This is a genomic window from Paenibacillus aurantiacus (assembly GCF_042431225.1).
In the GTDB taxonomy this organism is placed as follows: Bacteria; Bacillota; Bacilli; order Paenibacillales; family Paenibacillaceae; genus Paenibacillus_Z; species Paenibacillus_Z aurantiacus.
Window position 1 is genome coordinate 479,200 of the sequence record NZ_JBHMDO010000047.1, and the last position, 19,960, is coordinate 499,159.

Consider the following 19,960-nt stretch of genomic DNA (forward strand, 5'->3'; position numbering starts at 1 on the left):
ACCTGAACGCGAAAGAGGTGGAAATGATAGCGTGACCAATGTGCTGACGTTTCGCGCGCCGCCGCTTCCCTTCTACATTCTCGGCGGGCTGTCGGACTTCGCCCAGGGCGACCGCCACTTGAGCCGGCAAGGCATCGGCGTGTTCGATCTGTTGATCATCCGCAAAGGCTGCCTGTTCGTCGGGGAAGACGAGCGCAAGTATGAATTGACGCCGGGACGCGCGCTCATCTTGCGGCCGGACGCTTACCACTACGGCTTCGAAGGTTGCCGCGAGCGGACCGAGCATTATTGGGTGCATTTTCAGACAGCCGGGGACTGGAGCGCGGAGGAAGGCGAAGGCTCGGACACGCAGATCGCTAGGCCGGAGGAAGGCGCGCCGCGCATGCTGCACTCCTTCGATCCGACGCCTTACCGGCTGCAGCTGCCTCAATTCGCCGCGCTGCCTCAGCCGGCGAGCATGTACGCGCTGCTGGACCGGATTATCGCGCTGAACGAGACGTCCTATCTGGGCATTACCCGCTGGCAGATCGACGCGTTATTCCAGCAGGTGCTCCAGCAGCTTGCCGGCACGCTGCGCAAGCAGGCCAGTTCTCCGCGCGCCGCTTGCGCGCAGCAGGCTGCCGCGTACTTGCGCCGACATTACAAGGAAGACATCAAGGCCGAGCAGCTTGGCGAGCATCTCCGCTTTCATCCCATCTACATCGCCCGCTGCATGCAGGCCGAGTTCGGCTGCTCGCCGATCGAGTACCTGCTACGCTACCGGATCGAGCAAGCGAAGCTGCTGCTGCTTCGGACGGATTTCACGATCGCGCGGATCGCCGAGGAGGTCGGCTTCCATCAAGCGGCCTACTTTGCGTCGCGTTTTACAAAGTATGAGGGGTTATCGCCGCGGCAATACCGCCAGCGATTCTTGAAGGAGTGAGACGAGGATGGGGGAGGAAGTTGCAAACCTCTATTTGGATGACCTGCGAGACTGTCCGCCTGGGTTCGTGCCTGCGCGATCCCTGGTGGAAGCCGTTCGCTTCTTTCATTCGCACGAAGTGAATCTATTATCGCTAGGAGGTTCCCTATGAAACAGAACAAATATGACGATGCTGGCTTCTTCGCCAACTACAGCCAAATGCCCCGTTCGGTCGGCGGCTTGGAGGCCGCGGGCGAGTGGCACGAATTTCGCGCGATGCTTCCCGATCTGAGCGGCAAACGGGTGCTGGACCTGGGCTGCGGCTTCGGCTGGCATTGCCGGTACGCCCGCGAGCATGGCGCCGCCTCTGTCGTTGGCGTCGATCTGTCCGCGAACATGCTGGAGCGCGCTCGGGCGATGACCGACGATCCGGCCATCGACTACCGGCAGCTTGCGATGGAGGATATTGACTTCGCGGATGGCGCGTTCGACGTCGTCCTGAGTTCGCTTGCCTTTCACTACATCGCGGATTTCGCGGAATTGTGCCGCCGCGTCTACCGCTATCTCGCGCCAGGCGGCGCGTTCGTCTTCTCCGTCGAGCATCCCATCTTCACCGCTCGCGCGGCGCAGGACTGGCACTACGGTCCCAATGGCGAGCGTCTCCACTGGCCGCTGGACGACTACCACGAGGAAGGCGCACGCCAGGCGCGATTCTTGGACAACGACGTCGTCAAATACCACCGCACCGTATCGACCCAGCTGAACGCGCTGCTCGCGGCGGGCTTCGCGATTACGAAGCTGTCCGAGCTGCCGCCTACGCCGGAGCTTGCGGCCGCGTGGAAAGACGAGTTCCGTCGGCCGATGTTCCTGCTTGTTGCGGTGAGAAAGCCTGGCGAATACATGTAAAATCGGTTATTTTTTTCTATTCCAATACAAGATTCACTGCATGGCAGCGGTCATCCATAAAAGCCCGACCAGTATTCCCCATATGCTCAGCACAGCGTTCACCAGTATAGGCAGCCATTTGTATCTTCTTATTTTGAGGTACATAATAACGAAGAATGGATATAAGCTAAAAACCTTAGCTGCCAAAAGGAAACAACCAATCCATAATTCATTATGCAAAAACGGATATAAAATAAGCTGGAGTATTAAGCCTGAGATTCCTGCTAAATATCCAACATACTCTTCCAAAAAGCTAGAGGTATAGGGATTCACCTCAAACGATGCTGCTGCTAGCGCTGGAGGCATCAACACAATGGAATATTGTGCAATTAAGTAGTGATAGAACTTCCTCTCCAAAGTAATGTCCGCCTTTCTTACATCCTCACGATACGATTTACGTAACATATCATTCGCGAACCACTAACACTTTCCTTTAAACATAGCAATTTTATAACTTGCGCTTATTAACAAACACAACCGAAGTCCCTGACTTCGGTTGTGCTCTTTGAGGTTATCTTGATATCGTCTTAAAAGCCAAAGCCATCGCTCCCGCGCACGATCTGATTCCATACCGCAAGCGCAGGGAGTTCGCCGATGTCACAGGGCGCGAAGGCTCGTCGGCAAGAGCGAGAAAGACATTCCTCAACCTCCGAGAGCTTACTGCACCGCCTCTGCCACCAATCCCGAGTCTCTGAACTCTTGCACGAATCCATCGAGCCACTCGTCGCCATAATCGAGCGCGCCCATGTCGGACGGAATGAACATCACGTCCAAGCCCATAATCCACAACCGCCGCGCCAGTACGAACAGCTCGACCGCTTCCTCATCCGATTTGCTGAACGCCCGCACCGAACGGTAGCCGGCCAGCACCTGCGCCCATAGCTTGTCCTTCGTCCCCGGCGATTGGCGCTTCCTCGCCCTCACCTGCGCCAGATCATATGCACGCCAGCCCGGCGCCGCCCACTCGAAATCATAGTGCGTATAGCTGCCGCCCGCTTCAAACGCGTTGTTGTTGCCGTGCATGTCCCCGTGACAGATACCATAATCCAGCCCCTTCGCTGCCGCCGCTTCGATTCGCGCGACAAGTTCTTCGGCATAAGCACGCAGGAACGGCGCAGCAGCATGGTCTGCACCGATATAGCCGAGAATTCGCGCAAGCGACTCCTGAACGAGAAAATGAACATCCAACGGCTGTCTCGGCGCTGTCGGCGTCATGCCATCCATCGCCGCGTGAAGCTCGCCTGCCGAACGGCCGAAGGCAAAGCAAGCTGCCTCGTCGGCAAGCGCGTTATCTGCTCCCTCAATATATGGGAAGAGCACCGCGACTCGCTCGCCCTCCGGCGCCTCGAGTACGGTATGATAGCGCCCGTCTCGTCTGACGGCCGGCGCGGCAACCCGCGTATCGCGGCCTTCCAGCTCTAACGCCAAGCGATTCAGCAATTCGATCTCATACCGCACGTCAGCCTCTACAATATCAGGACGATACAGCCGAAGCACATACGCTCCGCGCTCCGTCCGAACGCGATAGGTATCATTCAGACCGCGCAGCCACAATATGCATTGCTGCCAAGTTCCCAAGTCATAGTCCGATTGCAAGCATTCCCGCAAACTGACCGGATCGATTATGGACCGAATAGCGTGAAGTTTCGTTCGCATGTTCTACACTCCTTAAATGAATGAATCGCGTCATCCTCGTCGGCCGCGCGTTACACCTCAGCCCCAGAACTCGAGTGACAATACCGATCGGAAAGCAAGCATCTCCGCCCATTTGTTCCAGAAATTCCATGTTCCAGCGCAAATTAGACGTTAGCGGAGGGCGGGAAGTTGCGAAAGCCTCGCGGAAAACAAAAAAGCCGCCGATAGTCCGGCGGATTTCCTTTCTGTCTTGCGGCCAACGTGAACCGTGAATCCACGCCATTTGGCCGCATCACCAAAACGGCCTTGCTTGAAACATCATCGTCGCATATAAGCAAGAAGCAATTAAGCCAAACAGCAACATGCCGAAGAAGCAAGCGAACGCCATCGTCGCGCTATCGACTTCCGTCCATACACGTTCCGATTCCATTCTCGTTCTGCCGGGCAAAGTGCTCACGATCAACCCTCGCGCTGGCCGCCTGGGATCGTATGCAACCATCGCCGCATTCTCGCCTTCGATTCGAGCCGAATCGCCCGTACGAACGGATATCTCGAATGATTCTCCGCTTCTTGACGCATAGGTGTATGTCAGACAATAAACGGGAGATTCGTTCACCTGTACGTTTGTGCGTAACTTCGATACCAACGAGCCTTGCGTAAGCGCGCCCCGCGAAAGAAGATATGCCTTGCGACATGAATGCCGCAACCGGACTACCGCTATAATGCCTCCCAAGAGCGGGATAAGCAAGAGTACAAGCCAACTCGGCGGCAAAGGCCGAGCGAGACTGCCCTCGATCTTGGCTTCGTCGTCATGACCTAAAGGAAAAACGATCCGAACATCACCTCCGCGTCGCGGCTGTTCCCCTCCCACGTATGATGTCCCTTCTAATCGCTTGCCCGATGGTAAGGGGGAGTACCACTCCGTCGCATACACTGCTTTTTTATTCCGCTTCTTGCCCATGTAGTAAGCTACCTGCACATCCACTACAAAGCCCTTGACCTCTACCGCTTCGCGATCCGCGTGAATGAAGGTCATATCCATGCCCGGCATAAGCAGCGCATTCAAAATCAACCCGCCGATCAGCAGCGTCCAGCCTGTCCCATTCAGCCAACCGCCGAACAATAAATTGATCCATGTTCCTGCCGAAAGCGTTCTTTTTCGCGGCTTGTTGTCCATTGCGTTTGCCCGTTCCTTCGCTCTAATTTCCTCGCTATCGTCACATGATCTGCGATCCGTGTCAATCATCACTGCATAATAACAAAAGCCGCTGCATCCCGCAGCGGCTTGTCCGATCTCTTCAATTCACGATCCCACAGCTCGACCCAAAGCAGCCAGCCGGAAAATTCCACCCATGCTCACCTTTCACCGTTCCCCTGTCACCGGCTCATGATCGTCGCGGTCCTTGCGGCCGCCGAGCTTCCCGGCCAGCACCACGAACACGGCCAGCACGATCGGCAGCGCGTAGTGGATGTGCGGCACCCACGATTCGAGATGCTCGCCGACGATGCGATCGCTCATGATCATCTCCCCCGCGGTGTAGCCGAGCAGCGCCGCGCCGAGGATGACGATAATCGGGAACCGCTTCATGAGTCCCATCAACAGCTGGCTCGCCCAAATAATAAGCGGAATCGAAATCGCCAGGCCGATGATGACGAGCAGCATATTGCCGTTCGCCGCGCCGGCGACGGCCAGCACGTTGTCGAGACTCATGACGAGGTCGGCGACTACGATCGTCTTGATCGCTTCCTTCATGTTCCCGCTGGAGGCGATATTCTCTTCGCCCTCATCACCGCGCAGCAGCTTAATCGCGATGAAAAGCAGCAGAATACTGCCGACCACCTGCACGAGCGGCACTTCCATCAGCCAGACGGCGACGAACGTCAGCACGACGCGCAGCAGCACCGCGCCCATACTTCCCCAGAAAATCGCCTTCTTCTGCTGCTCCGCCGGCAGATTGCGGCACGCGAGCGCGATGACGACGGCGTTATCGCCGCTTAAGACGATGTTGATCAGAATCAGCTCCACCAAGCCTACCCACAGTTGCCCATCCATTGCATGTCCACTCCTTCTGTACCCAGTTTCCGCCAAATGACCGGAGGCCATACCACCCGGACGGCAAGGAAGGGCGCGAGCCTCCGGTTCATCCGAAAAGCGCGCGCCCTCTTCAACATATATTCGCTAGCAACAAGGCCAGCATTAGTATACCGCATGTTGCCGTCTTCCGCCAAATCGCTTACGGGAGCCCCAGCACCGTTAACTTGTCGAAATTCTGGCTTTGTACGTTCTTCGCCGTCTCTTGCAGCAGCTGGTTCAAATTTACGCCAGGATCGGCGAAGACCGCCTGCACCATCGAGGTTACCGCACCGTAATACTGCTGCGTGTTATATTGGCCTTCGACTTTACCGTCGAACAAGCGTGCCGCATCCTCGTCGTACGCATACACGTTGGTATGACGCCCATAGATGGATTTTACCCGCCGGCCGAAATCCGAATCGTTCTTGAAGTACGGGATGAAAGGCGGAATGTAGAATTGTCCGTCTTGCTCGCGCTCCGCGATTTCGGCATCCAGCGCTTCCAAGCTCTGATCGGTGAACATGTCGAATGTCGCGTATAGGAAAGCCGCCTCCTGCTCCGCTCTGGTCGCATTCGGATTGATAACGAGATAGTCGCCGCCGAGGATGCCCGTATGCTTCCCGCCCGCCTTCTCGGATGGCATCGGATAGAACAGCACGTCTTCTGGCGGCATCCGCCACTGGTTGAGCGCCTGGATGATCGGGCTGTCCGGACCCGAGATGATCATCGCCGTCTTGCCTTGCACGAACATGCTGATGGCGTCGTTCCAGCCGACCGCCCAGTCCTTCGGAATCGCTCGCACTTCCCAAGCCAGCTTATGATACAGCTGCAGCGCGCGCAGTCCGGCTTCCCCATGGAAGGCCGCGCGCACCTTTCCCTTGTCCACGGTCAGGATCTCCCCGCCTGCTTCAAACAGGAAATTCGTCCAATTCCAGCCCGATTCATTGCCCTTGCCCATCGGCGCGATGCCGGACACGCCTTTGGCCGGATTGGACGCCGCCTGGGCGACTTCCAGCAGATCGTCCCACGTCCAGTCGTAGGACGGCGGCTTCACGCCACGCTCATCCAGCAGCCGCTTGTTGACGACAATGCCGGTCACGTAGCCCCGTTCCGCCAAACCGTATACGCGCCCTCCGATCATAAATTGGTTTTGCAGCAGCGGATTGATCTGCTCCTTGTGCGCGTAGGCGTCGTACAGCTCCGTAATATCCGCCGCCCATCCGCGCTCGGCCAAGTAACGCCCTTCCGAGGCGAACGTGTTGAACAGCGTCGGCGCTTCGCCGGACGCCATCTTAATGCCGATCTCGTTCGGATTGTACTGCCAATTGCTCTTGATGATATCGACATACGGGTATTGCGCCGTGAACCGCCGGATCTTGTCGTCCTCGTGCGCGCGGTTCTCCGGCAGATCCGGCGTCGGATAATAGATGCTGATGGTGACCCGTTCGTGCGCAGCAGACGGACCGGATACCCCGCCTCCGTCCGTTGCCGGTTGACCCGAAGGCCCGCCGCGATCGCCGATACATCCCCCGGTACTAACGGCCATGATCAGCGCGATTAACGCGGCCGCGAATTTGCGCATCGGTTGCGCCTCCTTGTTCCTGCCGTTATCGCTTCAGCTCGCTTGGGCTGATGCCGTAATGCTTCTTGAACATTTTGCCGAAATGCTCCGGCGAATCGTAGCCGACCCGTTCCGCGATTTCGTACCGTCTCAGGTCGGTCTCCAGCAGCAGCCGCCGGCTCTCTTCCATGCGCAGCTTCGTCACGTATTCCCACAGATTCGTGCCGGTGTTCTTCTTGAACAGATAGCTCAAGTAGTTCGGGCTGACGAACGTTCCTTGCGCGACCTCATGGAGGCTAAGTCCCTTCTGGCTGTAATGGTCGTGGATATATTGCATGGCCCGCTCGACCGTCATATTGTTTTGGGCCGCCAGCTCCTCCTCCGTCGGCTCATGCGACGACTGGCTCCACTTGAAATCCCCGTAATAGAATACTTCGTGGTCGGGGAGTTCCTTGTGCCACCGCGCCGCTTTTTGCGCTTGGTCGTAGAGCTCCGGCACAAACCCCTCTCCCCGCAAAATCTGGCTGAGGCCGACGATGGCATCCAGCTTCAGCATCCGCTTGATCGTAAAATGCAGGCTGCGCCCCGTCATGTCGAGCCCGTTGATCTTGTTCGGACCAAGCGACGCGTACTGCGATTCATCCCATTGGAGCAGCAGCCCCAGACTTGCCGGCCCGGTATAGAACCCGAGCGCCGCGCAGCCTTGGCCGGTCAGCTCGCCCCCGATATTCAGCGCCGCGTACCGCAGCAAATTCCGATCCCGCTCCCCGAGTTCGTCCGGCAGCCGAAGCTGGACGGTAATGACGGCGAAATACGGACCGCGCAGCTCGATTCCGTATTGCAGCGCCAGCTGTTCCCGCGCTTCCCGCCCCCCGTCCTTGCCGGCCATCAGCTCGCGCAGCAGCGCCATCCGCTCCTCTAGCGGCGACTCCATCCGGTAGTCCTCCTGCACCTTCGGCGAGAAGCCGGCATCCGGTCTGTCCGACTTCCCGGCTTGCAGCAGCACGTCCCGAACCGAATCCATCACCTGCGTGCCGCTGAGCGGCTTGATCAAGTAATCCTTCGCCCCCAGGCGTATCGCCGTCTGCGCATAGTGGAACGTCTCGTGCGCCGAGATGACGATCGTCTGTACCCAAGGCTTGATCAGCTTCGCCTGCTGCATCAGCTCGAGGCCGCTCATCGCGCCCATCTGGATATCCGTGATGAGCAGATCGACATCCTCCATCCGCAAATAATCGAGCGCCTCATAGGCGTTATGCGCCATATAGATCTGGCCGATGCCGAGCCCCGCCCCTGCCAGCATATTGCTGATGCCTTTGCAGATGAGCGGCTCGTCGTCGACGATCAGGATATTATGCATGTCGTTCACTCCGTTCTTCCCGCATTCGTATCATGAGCCCGAAGAGGGCTGCTCTTCCATCCGGATCGGCACGACGATCGTCACGACCGTGCCGCCGCCATCCTTCGGCCCGTAGCTCAAGCCATACTCGCTTCCGAAATGCAGCTGAATGCGCTGGTGAATGTTGCGGATGCCGTACCCAAGCGACGGGTTCGGCCGTTCCTCGCGCAGCAGCCGGTCGATGGAGGCGAAGTCGACCTCCTTGTAGCCGTTATCCTCGACCCGCAGCACGACCTCGTCTCCCCGGCGTTCGCCGCTTATTCGAATGACGCCGTCGTCCTCCATGTTGCGCACGCCGTGGATCATCGCGTTCTCGAGCAGCGGCTGGAGCGTAATCTTCGGAATCAAGTAAGACTCGATGTCCGGATCGACGTCCCATTTCACGCGAAAGCCGTACTGATACCGTTTCTCCTGCAACCCGATGTACGCGGCGGCATGCTCCAGCTCCTCTTTGATCGTGATGAGCTCGCGGCCGCGGCTCAGGCTAATCTTCATTAGCCGCGACAGTTCCTTGATCATCTCCGCCGATTCGGAATTGCCTTCCAGCGAGCTCTTCCAATAGATGCTCTCCAGCGTGTTATAGAGCAGATGCGGGTTAATTTGGTGGTAGAGAATTTGAAGCTGCGCTTCCTTCTCGCGAATCTGCATCTGGTAACGGTCTTCGATCAGCGTGTTCAGTCTGCCGGCCATATCGTAGACCGACGAGACGACGACGCCGACCTCGTCCTTTCGGCGCTTGCCCGCGGCGGCCGGCAGCTTCCGGCCCGGCTCGTACGAGCGCACGAAGACGGCGAGCTTCTGCAGCGGCGTCATGAGCGAACGCCAGAAGTAGATCATGATGATGAGCGTGACCGCGGTGTAGACGATGGAGATGAGCTGGATGACGTGCTTCAGCTCGTTCTGCTTCTGCAGGAGCGAGGCGATCGGAATTTGGTAGACCAGCTTCTGCTGCAGAGTAGCGTTATAGCTCATCACATGCAGGAAGCCCGCTGCGATGAAATCCGTCGTGCCGATGCTCGCAAGCGTCGCGCCGTCGCTCTCCGGCAGCGTCAACCGCTCCCCGATCTGCTGGTTCGCCGCCGCGAGAATCCGGTCGTGCCAGTCGGTCAGGTAGATGCCGCCGTCCGGCAGGCTAACCGAGCGGAGCGACTCCGAGATCTTCTCGTCCATATTCGTCGTGACGAGCACGCCGATGACGCCGGTGCCAAGCGAGATGTTCGTCACGGAGCGGATGTAGGCCAGCGTCGTCTTGTTCGGCAGCGTGCCGATCTCATCAAGAATAGCCAGATACCCCGTTCCCCGTTTGCGTACCGCCTCGTCGAACCAGGCCGGCTTGTCGTCATCCGAGAAGAAGTAGACGCCGGCCTTCTTAATTTGCGGATCGTAAGGGGCGAAGGCATAATCGTCGTTCGGATCGTAGACGTAGAGCGAGTAGTACACCGCCTCCCCGCCTTTGACGCCGACCGAGTAGCTCGCAAGAAATTTGTCCATCTCCGCAAACTTTCGCACCCGCTGGTAAACGGTTTCATTTCCGCGCGGCACGAGCGATTGGGTGATCGGGTTCTGGATGATCGTCGTCGTGACCTTGTTGACGGTATCGATGTCCCGGTTGATCAAATCGAGATTTTGTTTGTTCAGCTCCAGATACGCGTTCGTCACATGCCCCTTCAAAATCTGCTCCGCCTTGCTGTTCCCATAGAAATTCAGCAGCAGGATCGGAATGACCATGACGGCAAAAAGCAGCATCACCTGCTGCTTGACGTTGAGCTGCGTGATCGGGTTCGTCAGTCCGATTTTCAGCGTAGTTCCCCTCCGGCCGCTTAACTTCGTCTGTCTGTATATTTAAGCTAAAGACTGTCCGCTTGAGTAGACCGCCCGTGAACATTCATTCCCCTTTGGGGTCGGCGGCGGCATCGCCAAGCGAACCACCGAGAAATGCGCCTCGCATCCATTTCGATTCGTTATGGTTGCAAGTCGATTATCGTACAGGACCTCCGGCTGTGCGATGTGCATCGTTACGAAGATTGTGTTGTTTGTTACGAAGGTCGCGTCATGCCAAAAGCGCCTCGACCGACAGTCGGCCAAGACGCGATATTCCTGGTATCGGACAAGTTTATGTGCGGGCGAATATTCAAGCGCTACGCTCTGCGCATCGCGCGCTTACGCAGCTTCAGGTACGCGATCGTGCCCAACATGACATTCATGAGCAGCCAGGCGCCGGCAATGGGAAGCTCCCAGTCGGAATTGGCGGCTGCGCCGTCTTCCTCGCTCGCGTCGGAAACTCCCGTACCTGCGTCTACCGCCGACATGACCTGCGCGTTCGCAACCGGAGGCTCCTGGAGCTTCAGCATGCCGGCCGTCCACGTTCGCGACGGGGTGCTCATCGTGATCGCGCCGAGCGCGTCGACCTGCATATCGGCGACTTCATGCTTAGGGACCGCTGTCCATAGCTCCTCAACGGCGACGAACATGCGCGACGTCTCCCCTGCTTCGACGCTGCCATATTCGTACGTTTCACCCGCCGCGAACAGCTGCCTCGGCTCGAACGCCGCGAACCCGTAATCCAGCAGCTTCGTCATCTCGGCATAGACCACTTTGTTCGTGCTCGCCTTCAGAATGACGCCGATCAGCTCCATGCCGTCCCGCTGCGCCGCGATGACGAGCGTATTGCCTGCGGCCTGCGTATAGCCGTTCTTGACGCCGAGCGTGCCTTCGTAGGTCGTCAGCAGCTTGTTATGATTGACGAGCTGGGATTGCCATTCCAAGCCGTTCCACGGCATTTTCTCAGTGGCGACGATCTCGCGGAACCGCTCGTTGCGCATCGCATATTGCGCGATCTTCGCCATATCCGAAGCTGTCGTGTAATGCTCCGGATCGGGCAAGCCGTGCGGATTGGTGAACTGCGTGTCGAATACCCCGACGGTTTCCTTCGCGAACGCATTCATTTTGTCCGCGAACAAAGCTTTCGAACCCGAGATATGCTCTGCGATCGCGGTCGCCGCATCGTTGCCGGAATTGAGCATGAGCGCGTAGACGAGATTGCCGAGCGTCACCTGCTCGCCTTCGGCCAAATACACCCGAGTACCGTCTTCGTTCCGCGCTTCCTTGGAAACGGTTACGAGTTCTTCCGGGTCGGCCGATTCGAGCGCGATAATGCCGGTGACGATCTTCGTAATACTGGCAGGATAGAGTCGCTCCGTCGCGTTCTTCTCGAATAGGACGGTTCCGGAGCGGGCGTCGATCAGAATTGCCGCTTCCGACTGGAGTACAGGCGCCTGTGGGACAGCCTCTTCGGCGTGAAGCGTTCGGGGCAAACACATGCTTAGAAGTAGAATCATGGTGCAAATATGGAGGCAGCGAAGCAAAACGATCTCCCTCAGCCCTTTCTGTCGCCGGATTATAGTCGTTCGTAAGAACTAGTTATTGGATATCCGTCTAGTTTAAAGATAGCATCCTTGCAGGACTTCCAACAATAGAAAAGTGTAGGCTAGATCACATTTTTGGTCATTCACACCGCGGTCATACGGCTACGCGGGCACGAGCGCGAACGCATATTCTGTAAAGGAATCCCATTTCCGGCCAAGAAGGTGACGACCAGGTGCGCAGCCGGCATTCGACCTGTAAACGAGTCTCCCGAAAACCGAAGCGCAAGGCCACCCGCGGAAGGACGCGCCGTCCGGTGCGAACTAAGGTGTATCTCTTCTATGCCGTTGCGGACGGCGTCAAGCGGGTATACCGCGACGAAGACCGTGTCGACGGCTACGGAGGGTCCAATCGCATTCCGAACCCGCGCGACATGTCGCTGTTCCAGATATTCGTGAACGCCGTGCTGCAGCCGGCGAACATGTACCGGATCCGCAAGGGCTCCATCCGGTTCTTGTCGGAGGATATTCCGCAGAAGGGCGTGCCGATCATCGTCCAGTCGATCCAGATTCTAGCCTGAACGAAAGGGGGTGAATGCGATGCCAGCTTCGCTTATCAAACTGTTCATCACCGCCAGCGCTTCCGCTCCCGTCGCCTCCGGCGGCGCGGTGACGACTAACGTCGTTCCGGCTGTATCCCGTTTCGCCGCGGCCGTGACCGCGCCGATGATCGCTGGCAACGTGACGACGATTCCTGCCGCCGGCTTCGTCAACGATAACGGCGATGCGATAACCGACCTGCCCGCGCCGCCGGCGAACGGCTACTTGAACGTGCATGTCAACGGCATGATGCAGGAAGCGAACCTCTCCGTGCTAACGACAGCCTCGCTTGTCATCAACACGGTGGACATCCCTGTCGGCGCCCCGGTCGTCCTGGAGGTCGCCGATTTCTCGAATACGACGTCGACGATCACGACGCCGCCGGTCATTTCGATACCGGATATCGACATCATCGTATAGGGGACGGCTCTCGCTTACAGCGAAAGAAAGGCTGAACAGGTCGCGGCCTGTTCAGCCTTTTTGACGCTTCGAGGCTTGATAGATTGTTGTCACCCGACTCCCCCAACGCCGCCAACGAACCTTATTCCACAAGCGTATCGGCAAAAGCTTCTAGCTCCTCGGGATTATTCGTCTGAAAGACCAGCTGCTCGGTATCGAATACAAGAACTACGGGAAGCTGCTCTTCCAAGCCGATCGCCTTGAGCCAAGCAATCTCATCCTTCTCCGCGTGAATCTCCACGAGTTGAATGCGCGCAAGAAGAACGGGACTGGCATTAAGCACTCGATTCACCGCGAGATCCCACTCTTGAGAAGCCGAGAAAATATGCATGCGAAGCCGCCCTTCCTCATGGGAGACCAGCTTGGCGAGTACCTCGTTTCTGCTTGGTTCGCATTCCGTCAGAAGCAAGACCATGAGTAGAATCCAATAGCTTCGCTTGAATCGCACTGCCATTCCCCCTTTGGCTGCTCCGCTCTTCATGCGATCATTGCTATATTTAAATAACGCTCCATTATAAAGGGATGTTGCATGTTTATGGAAAAGATGCAAACAATGGACTGGCGCGGTATAGCACACCTCCTAGATAGCCAAAAACCCGCGCAACGTGGCGCGGGTTTCACGGTTCATCTCCGTTACTGTTCCTACAACAATAGAACTTGATCTAGGCCTTCAAGTATGGCCCATCCTCGCCGATCTTGCCCGGCGCCGGATTGCCCGGCAGGTCGAGCACATACACGCGCAGGTTGCCTTGGCCGCTCACGTTCACGGTCAGCGTGCCGTTCGTTACGATGCGTACGTCGCCCGTGACGGCATCTTTGTACGTGCCGTTCGGAATGCTGCTGAAGGTGGCCGAGGAGCTGACCGCGACCAGCGCGAAGCTGTCGACGGCTTTGGCCGCGTCGGTATAACGCCGCTTGTAGGCCATGCCCCCGCTGACGTTCTCCGTCGAATACTGCCCCTTCTGAAGCGCCGGGATGGCGCGGCGAATCTGGTTCAGCCGCTGCAGATGCTTCACGAGCGGCTTCTGGAGCGTCTGGGCGACGGTGCCGGAAGCCGAAGCGACTTGGCCGAAGCCGCTAGCCACGACCGAACCTTCCAGATGGTCCCCGAAATAAGCGCGTCCCGTCGTCGCCAGCGGGCAGGTCGGGCCGCAGTCGATCGGCTTGCCGGCCTGGAACTCGATCTCGGAGCCGTAATACAGCGTCGGGATGCCGCGGAACGTCCACATGAGGCTCATGTTCTCCGCCCAAGCGGCGGTACCGCCTGCATAACGGGTGGACGATTTGTTCGGACCGTAATCGTGGCTGTCGACGTAGACGACGTTGTACGTGGCGTCATTGTAGCTATCATCCGAATCTTTGCCGTTCCAGAAGGCGTTACCCGCGTCGCTGAAGTTCATATGCATGCGCATATCGATGACGCTCATCCCCGAGAATTGGGAATGATCGGGCTGATGATAGGCATTGCCGCTTAAGAACGCATTCGTCGACGTCGGCTGGTTGCCAGTGCCCATCGTATTCTCGTAGTTGTATTGCTCCAAGGCCGCCGCCGTATCGTCCGCGCTGTACGTCTTCCGCTCCTTCCACGTGAAGAACTGGGCGGAATGGTTGACCGAACCCCGGTTCCACTTATCGTTCACGAACGAGCCGACCTCGCCGAACATGAAGAAGTTTTTGCCCTTGTCGCCGAACTTGGCGACCGCGTGCTCCTGCGCCGCAGGCAGGAAATGACGATTCCAGGTGACGCGCGGAATGTGAACGGCCGTATCGATCCGGAAGCCGTCTACGCCCATGTCGATGAACCGGTTGTAGGCGTCGATCAAATAATCTTGCACGGGCTTGGATTCGGTATTAAAGTCGGCCAAATCCTCGTGAATCCAGCAGCTGCGGGAGTCCTCCCCTTCCCAGTTGCCGATCCAGCATTGATGGTACAGGTTCGACGGGAACATGCCGCTCGTCGGATTCGGCCATTGGCAGTTATAGATTTTGTACCCTTCCTTGCTCGTCGCGCCTGTCGGCACGCCCCAGTTGCGGCACGTATTGCCGGCCGGTTCGGTCGTCGACCACAGATCGCCGTTGTACGGCTTGCCGCTCGCATTGACGGTCAGCCCGTCATACTCGGCGCCGGCGACCGGTTCGTCGTAGTACCAGCTCCACTGCGTGTCGCGGATGCCGAACACTTTCGGCGTGAACAAGCCTTTGGCTCCCCAGCGGCTCGAGTGATTGTAGACGACGTCCTGGATGATCTTGAGACCTTTGTTATGCGCCGCGTTGATTAAATCCTGATACGAAGCCCCGGTGGATTCCAGCCGCGGGTCGACGCGGAAGAAGTCGTAGCCGTGATAGCCGTGGTAGTCGTAATCGGAGCGGTTCAGCACGACAGGCGTAATCCAGATCGCCGAGAAGCCGAGCGCCTTGATGTAATCTAGCTTCGCGATCAACCCCTTGAAATCCCCGCGGAACATCGGGTCGTTGTTCGCTGCGTTGCCGCTCGTGACATGCGCGGACCCGCCCCGGTTGTTGGAGGAGTCGCCATCATAGAAGCGAGCCGTCATGACGAAATAAATCGAGTCCTCGCGCATATCCGTTCCGATCGGCGTTCCGCCCGGCACCGGAGGCGGCGCATCGCCCGTCGTGGCGCTTGCTGCCGTGCTTGCCGCCGATTTATTGGCAGGCTGTGCGCCGTCGTACGCCTTCACGGTATAAGTATAAGCCGTGCGCGCTTCCAGCGAAGCATCGCGGAACGACGTGCTTGATGTCGTGAACGTCTTCGTACCGGCCGTGCCGCCGGTACGCGTAATCTCGTAGCCGGCTACGCCTCGGCCGCCGGCATTATCCGTCGAAGCATTCCAGGTCAGCGTAATCGCGAGCCCGCTTGCGACCGCCGCGACGCCTTGCGGTACCGACGGAGGGGTAACGTCATCCGGCAGCGGCGCGCACGGGTTCGCCGCACCGGCCGTCACGACGCCATCTTTCACAGTCGCAACGCCCGCGGCCAGCGTATAATCGGCGCCGCCGTTGTTATCCCAGGCCGAGCCGTTATTGAAGGCCGCCTTCATGGAGGTGGCGGAGCCCAAATCGACGGTCTTCTTCACCCACTCCACGCAGGCGGTCTCGTTCATTGCCACGCCGGGCACCGCCGTCCAGCTGCCTCCAGCCGGCATGTAATGCAGATTAACTGTCGTCCAGCCTTTCGTCTTCGCGTAGTAATAGACGGTGGCTTGATTGCCCGCGGCCGCAGTGGTGACCGACAGTGCAGCGGACGGGGCGGACTGGTTGCCTGCCGCATCCTTGGCCACGACGGCGTAGCTGTATGTCGTGGCAGGCGCGAGCCCTGTGTCCGTGTAGGTGACGCCGGTTACGCCGCTCTTGATGAGCGCGCCGCCGCGGTAGACGTCATAGCCGGCAACCCCGCTGCCGCCCGTGTTATCGGTCGAAGCCGTCCACGAGAGAGCCACGGTCGTGTTGGTCACGGTCCCTTTCGTCAGACCGGCAGGCACGCTTGGCGCCGTCGTATCCGCTCCTCCGGTGCCACATGGATTGCCAGCGCCAGCGGTAAGCTTACCGTCCTTCACTTGGTGCTCGCCTACGCCTGCCTTATAGTTAGCGCCGCCGTTATTATCCCAAGTGCCGGAGCCATTGTTAAAGACCAGCTCGAATGTGGTCGCGGTGCCGAGCGTAACGGTCGACCGCGTCCAGTTCGTGCAAGCCGCATCCATTTTCGTACCTGGCACCTGCGTCCATGTGCCGCTTCCATTGTGATGAATGTAGACCGTGCTCCAATTGCGCGTTGGCGTGTAGTAATAGACGACGGCCGTGCCTGCGGACGACTCCGCCGCTTGGACGACCGTTACCGCCGCCGGCGGAACAACCCCGGAAGTCATGAGCACGACCAAGCCCATGAGCCATGCCATAATCCGCTTGCTGAATGTTCTTGCTCGCATGTACGAATAATCCTCCCTTGTATGGCCGATTGCGATCTGTGCCTCGCTTCGGCATGATTTCCTCGGCGCGCCTCCCGCGCCGGATTGCGATACCGCCTCCCTTTTTGTTCAAACGTTTGCACAATTAGCTAAGCATCACCTTCTCGTTAAAGCGCTTACAATGGATATTGTAGTCGGCCTTCGCCGGCCCCGCTAGTCGACGGAATTGACTTCTGTCGGTGGAATTTATTGTATGGGGCCAAAGCATCAGCAGCTGCCGCTACTTTCGGCTGACATTCGCCCGACCCATGCAAGTTACTTCGAACAGCAGCTTATACTTAGCAAAAAGAAGCCCTCCTCCCACGAGCGGGAAAAGGGCTTCCTAGCCTTCCTATTAACCGATCATTTTCAATAAGTTCGTTAAGCGGTATTTATCGAACACTTCGGATGCCGATTCGAGCGGTACGCTCCATGTGCACTCTTCCAGACTGCAGGCGACCGGCACATCGATGTTGATGCGGGCGAGCGTCCGCGACAGGTGGAGCATCTCCAGGTCGGCTTCGATCTTCGCCTTGACGCTCTTCGGCAGCGCTTCGAGGTTGCTCAGGATCCCGTCGATCGATTCGAATTCCGCCAGCAGCTTCAGCGCCGTCTTCTCGCCGATTCCTTTGACGCCAGGGTAATTATCGCTCGTATCCCCCGTAAGCCCCTTCATCTCGACGACCTGGAACGGATGTATACCTTTGTCCGTCTTCAGGAAATCTAAGTCGTATACCGCGTAATTGTTCCGGCCTTTCTTCATGATGACGACGTGGATGCGCTCGTTCACCAGCTGCAGCATATCCTGGTCCCCCGTAAGAATGTAGACATGCCCCAGCTCGCTCAGCTTGCTCGATACCGTGCCGATGCAATCGTCCGCCTCGTAACCCTCTAGTCCGATATTCGGAATGTTCAGGGCGGCGACGATATCCTTCACGAGCGAGAATTGCGGAATCAGATCTTCCGGCGCATCCGGCCGGTTCGCCTTATAATCCGCGAATAATTCCGTGCGGAACGTCTTGCTTCCCATATCCCAGCAGCACACCACATGCGTCGGCTGGAATTCGTTCACCGCGTCGAACAGGTACTGCATGAAGCCGTAGATGGCGTTCGTCGGCGTCCCGTCCTCAAGCCGTCTCGCACTGTACGATTGGGCGAAAAACGCCCGGAACAGCAAGGCCATGCCGTCCACGATCAAAATTTTGTTCTCGTTCATTCGCTTCCATCCCCATACCGTAATACTTGCTACTACTCATCATAGAGCACTGTACAAGGAGCCTGCAATGCCAAAACATTGCTAACAGCGTACACAACCGCTCCCGCTCGGCCATGCCGCTCAAGCTTCGCTAATACACGCCTCTTCCTTCACGGGCAGCATCATTGGGTCAATATTCCGTTCGCTAGCCTGCCAGCTATTCACCCCGGATAAACCTGCCGATCCGCTGCGCCGCTTCCAGCAGCTTCGCCTCATCTTCGACGAGCGCAATCCGCACGTACCCCTCGCCCTCCGAACCGAACGCATCGCCCGGGATGACCGCGACCCCTTGCCGAGCCAGCATTTCCCGGGAAATTCGACGCGAATTCCAAGGTTCCGCCATTTCCCACCGCATCGGAGGCAGCTTCGCCCAGACGAACATCGTCGCCTTCGGCTTCGGCACGATCCACCCTTCCGCCTCTAGCGCGCTGAGGAACAGATCTCTCCGCCGCTCGTACAACCCGTCTACCGGTGCGACCGTTCCCGTCATATCGCGCTCCAACGCAGCGATGGCCGCCTCCTGAACAGGAAGGAACACGCCGAAGTCGATGTTTCCCTTCAGCTCCGTCATGGCAGACACAGCCTCCGCATTGCCTGCCACGAAGCCGATCCGCCCGCCAGCCAGATTGAAGCTCTTCGACATGGAATGAAATTCGACCGCGACGTCCTGCGCCCCTTCTACCTGCAAAATGCTCGGCGGGCGGAAGCCATCGAACGCCATCTCCGAATACGCCAAGTCATGCACGATCAGAACGCCGTGCCGCTTCGCAGCCGCGACCGCATGCTCGTAGAAGGCCAAATCCGCGACAGCCGACAGCGGATTACTCGGGTAGTTCAGCAGCATGAACTTCGCGCTGCGCCAGACCTCATCCGGAATGGCATCGAAATCAGGCAAATATCCGCGCTCCTCGCGCAGCGGCATCAAGTAAGGTTCAACGCCCGCCACGGCTAGTCCAGCCGCGTACACCGGGTAGCCCGGATTCGGAATCATCGCGATATCGCCGGGATTGCAAAGCGACAGAGCCAGGTGCCCAAGCCCGTCCTGCGTCCCCATCAACGATAGCAGCTCCGTCTCCGGGTTCACCTCGACGCCGAACCGATACGCCATCCACGCCGCGACTTTGCTCAGGTAGCCGCGGCTGCCTTTCGTGCCCGGATAAGCGTAAGCGTCTGGTCTAAGCGCCGCATCCGCGAGCGCCTGCCTAACTTCGGGCGCCGGCGGCTGGTCGGGACTGCCGATGCTCAAGTCGATCACGTTAAGCCCCGCTGCGACCGCCTCCCGCTTCCAGCCGCTCACTTCGGCAAAGATCGAGGACCCGAGCCGGTCCAGCTTCTCTGCCCGCCAAGATTTCTTCATCGCTTCTCGCGCCTCCCCTATATCGACGAACGGCGCGCCGCCTGCCATGATGCCCGGCAACAGCACGCCGCTTTCCGGCTTTACTTCTTCCATTCCTGCTCGTATTGCTCTTCCTTGAAGCCGACGGTCACCTTGCGGCCGTCCGTGACGACCGGGCGCTTGATCAGTCTGCCGTTCGACGCGAGCAGCGCAATCTTCTCTTCGTCTGTCATGGCGCCGAGCTTATCCTTCAATCCGAGCTCCTTGTACACCTCGCCGGACGTATTAAAGAACTTCTTGATATCAAGCCCGCTGCGCGCGATCAGCTCCGCGATCGTATCGGCGGAGGGCGCCTTCGTGAACACGTCATGCGTCTCGATCTCGTCATGGCCATTGGCCTTCAGCCACTTTAGCGCGCTGCGGCATGTGCCGCATTTGGGATATTCATATACCGTAAGTTTACTCATATGA

18 protein-coding genes are annotated in these 19,960 nt (G+C 58.3%); 5 read left to right on the top strand and 13 right to left on the bottom strand.

Annotation, left to right across the window (positions count from 1 at the left end; all coding sequences use genetic code 11):
* Positions 1 to 31: 31 nt before the first annotated feature.
* The 3 genes from ACFFSY_RS30430 to ACFFSY_RS30440 are packed head-to-tail and all read left to right on the top strand — an operon-like array spanning position 32 to position 1,807.
* Positions 32 to 922 (top strand): helix-turn-helix transcriptional regulator, encoded by an 891-nt coding sequence (locus tag ACFFSY_RS30430; RefSeq protein WP_377501323.1) that lies wholly within the window; start codon positions 32 to 34, stop codon positions 920 to 922.
* Positions 923 to 929: 7 nt separating this feature from the next.
* Entirely contained in the window at positions 930 to 1,073 is a 144-nt protein-coding gene (locus tag ACFFSY_RS30435) for a cyclic-phosphate processing receiver domain-containing protein (RefSeq protein ID WP_377501325.1), read from the top strand.
* Positions 1,070 to 1,807: a class I SAM-dependent methyltransferase gene (locus ACFFSY_RS30440; RefSeq protein ID WP_377501327.1), complete on the top strand. Its 738-nt coding sequence runs from the start codon at positions 1,070 to 1,072 to the stop codon at positions 1,805 to 1,807. Before ACFFSY_RS30435 ends, ACFFSY_RS30440 begins: the two co-directional genes overlap by 4 nt.
* Positions 1,808 to 1,840: 33 nt before the next feature.
* Here ACFFSY_RS30440 and ACFFSY_RS30445 read toward each other — a convergent pair whose 3' ends face one another.
* The 8 genes from ACFFSY_RS30445 to ACFFSY_RS30480 form a co-directional block, all read right to left on the bottom strand.
* Positions 1,841 to 2,203: a hypothetical protein gene (locus tag ACFFSY_RS30445; protein ID WP_377501329.1), complete on the bottom strand. Its 363-nt coding sequence runs from the start codon at positions 2,201 to 2,203 to the stop codon at positions 1,841 to 1,843.
* Between the two features lie 300 nt (positions 2,204 to 2,503).
* Positions 2,504 to 3,502, bottom strand: a complete 999-nt coding sequence (locus ACFFSY_RS30450; RefSeq protein WP_377501331.1) for a phosphotransferase — start codon at positions 3,500 to 3,502, stop codon at positions 2,504 to 2,506.
* A 271-nt stretch (positions 3,503 to 3,773) separates the two neighbouring features.
* Complete coding sequence (locus tag ACFFSY_RS30455) at positions 3,774 to 4,658, bottom strand: DUF3592 domain-containing protein (protein WP_377501333.1); 885 nt, start codon at positions 4,656 to 4,658, stop codon at positions 3,774 to 3,776.
* 186 nt (positions 4,659 to 4,844) lie between these two features.
* The gene (locus ACFFSY_RS30460; protein ID WP_377501335.1) at positions 4,845 to 5,534 is read right to left on the bottom strand and encodes a TerC family protein; all 690 of its coding nucleotides are present in this window, start codon (positions 5,532 to 5,534) and stop codon (positions 4,845 to 4,847) included.
* A gap of 181 nt (positions 5,535 to 5,715) precedes the next feature.
* Complete coding sequence (locus ACFFSY_RS30465; protein WP_377501337.1) at positions 5,716 to 7,137, bottom strand: ABC transporter substrate-binding protein; 1,422 nt, start codon at positions 7,135 to 7,137, stop codon at positions 5,716 to 5,718.
* Between the two features lie 25 nt (positions 7,138 to 7,162).
* Positions 7,163 to 8,476, bottom strand: a complete 1,314-nt coding sequence (locus ACFFSY_RS30470) for a response regulator transcription factor (protein WP_377501581.1) — start codon at positions 8,474 to 8,476, stop codon at positions 7,163 to 7,165.
* Positions 8,477 to 8,506: 30 nt separating this feature from the next.
* A complete protein-coding gene (locus ACFFSY_RS30475) occupies positions 8,507 to 10,261 on the bottom strand; it encodes a sensor histidine kinase (protein ID WP_377501339.1) in 1,755 nt (584 codons plus the stop codon).
* A 392-nt stretch (positions 10,262 to 10,653) separates the two neighbouring features.
* Positions 10,654 to 11,835 carry a D-alanyl-D-alanine carboxypeptidase family protein gene (locus ACFFSY_RS30480; RefSeq protein ID WP_377501341.1) on the bottom strand — a complete coding sequence of 394 codons (1,182 nt, stop codon included), beginning with the start codon at positions 11,833 to 11,835 and terminating at the stop codon, positions 10,654 to 10,656.
* A 359-nt stretch (positions 11,836 to 12,194) separates the two neighbouring features.
* Between ACFFSY_RS30480 and ACFFSY_RS30485 the strand changes: the two genes are divergently transcribed.
* Both ACFFSY_RS30485 and ACFFSY_RS30490 read left to right on the top strand, forming a co-directional pair.
* Complete coding sequence (locus ACFFSY_RS30485; protein ID WP_377501343.1) at positions 12,195 to 12,458, top strand: DUF4183 domain-containing protein; 264 nt, start codon at positions 12,195 to 12,197, stop codon at positions 12,456 to 12,458.
* A 19-nt stretch (positions 12,459 to 12,477) separates the two neighbouring features.
* Entirely contained in the window at positions 12,478 to 12,897 is a 420-nt protein-coding gene (locus tag ACFFSY_RS30490) for a DUF4183 domain-containing protein (protein ID WP_377501345.1), read from the top strand.
* Between the two features lie 121 nt (positions 12,898 to 13,018).
* Here ACFFSY_RS30490 and ACFFSY_RS30495 read toward each other — a convergent pair whose 3' ends face one another.
* The 5 genes from ACFFSY_RS30495 to ACFFSY_RS30515 form a co-directional block, all read right to left on the bottom strand.
* Positions 13,019 to 13,384, bottom strand: coding sequence for a hypothetical protein (locus tag ACFFSY_RS30495; protein ID WP_377501347.1), 366 nt, complete (start codon positions 13,382 to 13,384; stop codon positions 13,019 to 13,021).
* Positions 13,385 to 13,598: 214 nt separating this feature from the next.
* Complete coding sequence (locus ACFFSY_RS30500; RefSeq protein ID WP_446686140.1) at positions 13,599 to 16,820, bottom strand: carbohydrate binding domain-containing protein; 3,222 nt, start codon at positions 16,818 to 16,820, stop codon at positions 13,599 to 13,601.
* 433 nt (positions 16,821 to 17,253) lie between these two features.
* On the bottom strand, positions 17,254 to 18,114 hold the full coding sequence (locus ACFFSY_RS30505) for a 5'-3' exonuclease (RefSeq protein ID WP_377501351.1): 861 nt from the start codon (positions 18,112 to 18,114) through the stop codon (positions 17,254 to 17,256).
* A gap of 196 nt (positions 18,115 to 18,310) precedes the next feature.
* Positions 18,311 to 19,510: an aminotransferase class I/II-fold pyridoxal phosphate-dependent enzyme gene (locus ACFFSY_RS30510; RefSeq protein ID WP_377501583.1), complete on the bottom strand. Its 1,200-nt coding sequence runs from the start codon at positions 19,508 to 19,510 to the stop codon at positions 18,311 to 18,313.
* Between the two features lie 80 nt (positions 19,511 to 19,590).
* Entirely contained in the window at positions 19,591 to 19,956 is a 366-nt protein-coding gene (locus ACFFSY_RS30515) for an arsenate reductase family protein (protein ID WP_377501353.1), read from the bottom strand.
* Positions 19,957 to 19,960 lie beyond the last annotated feature (4 nt).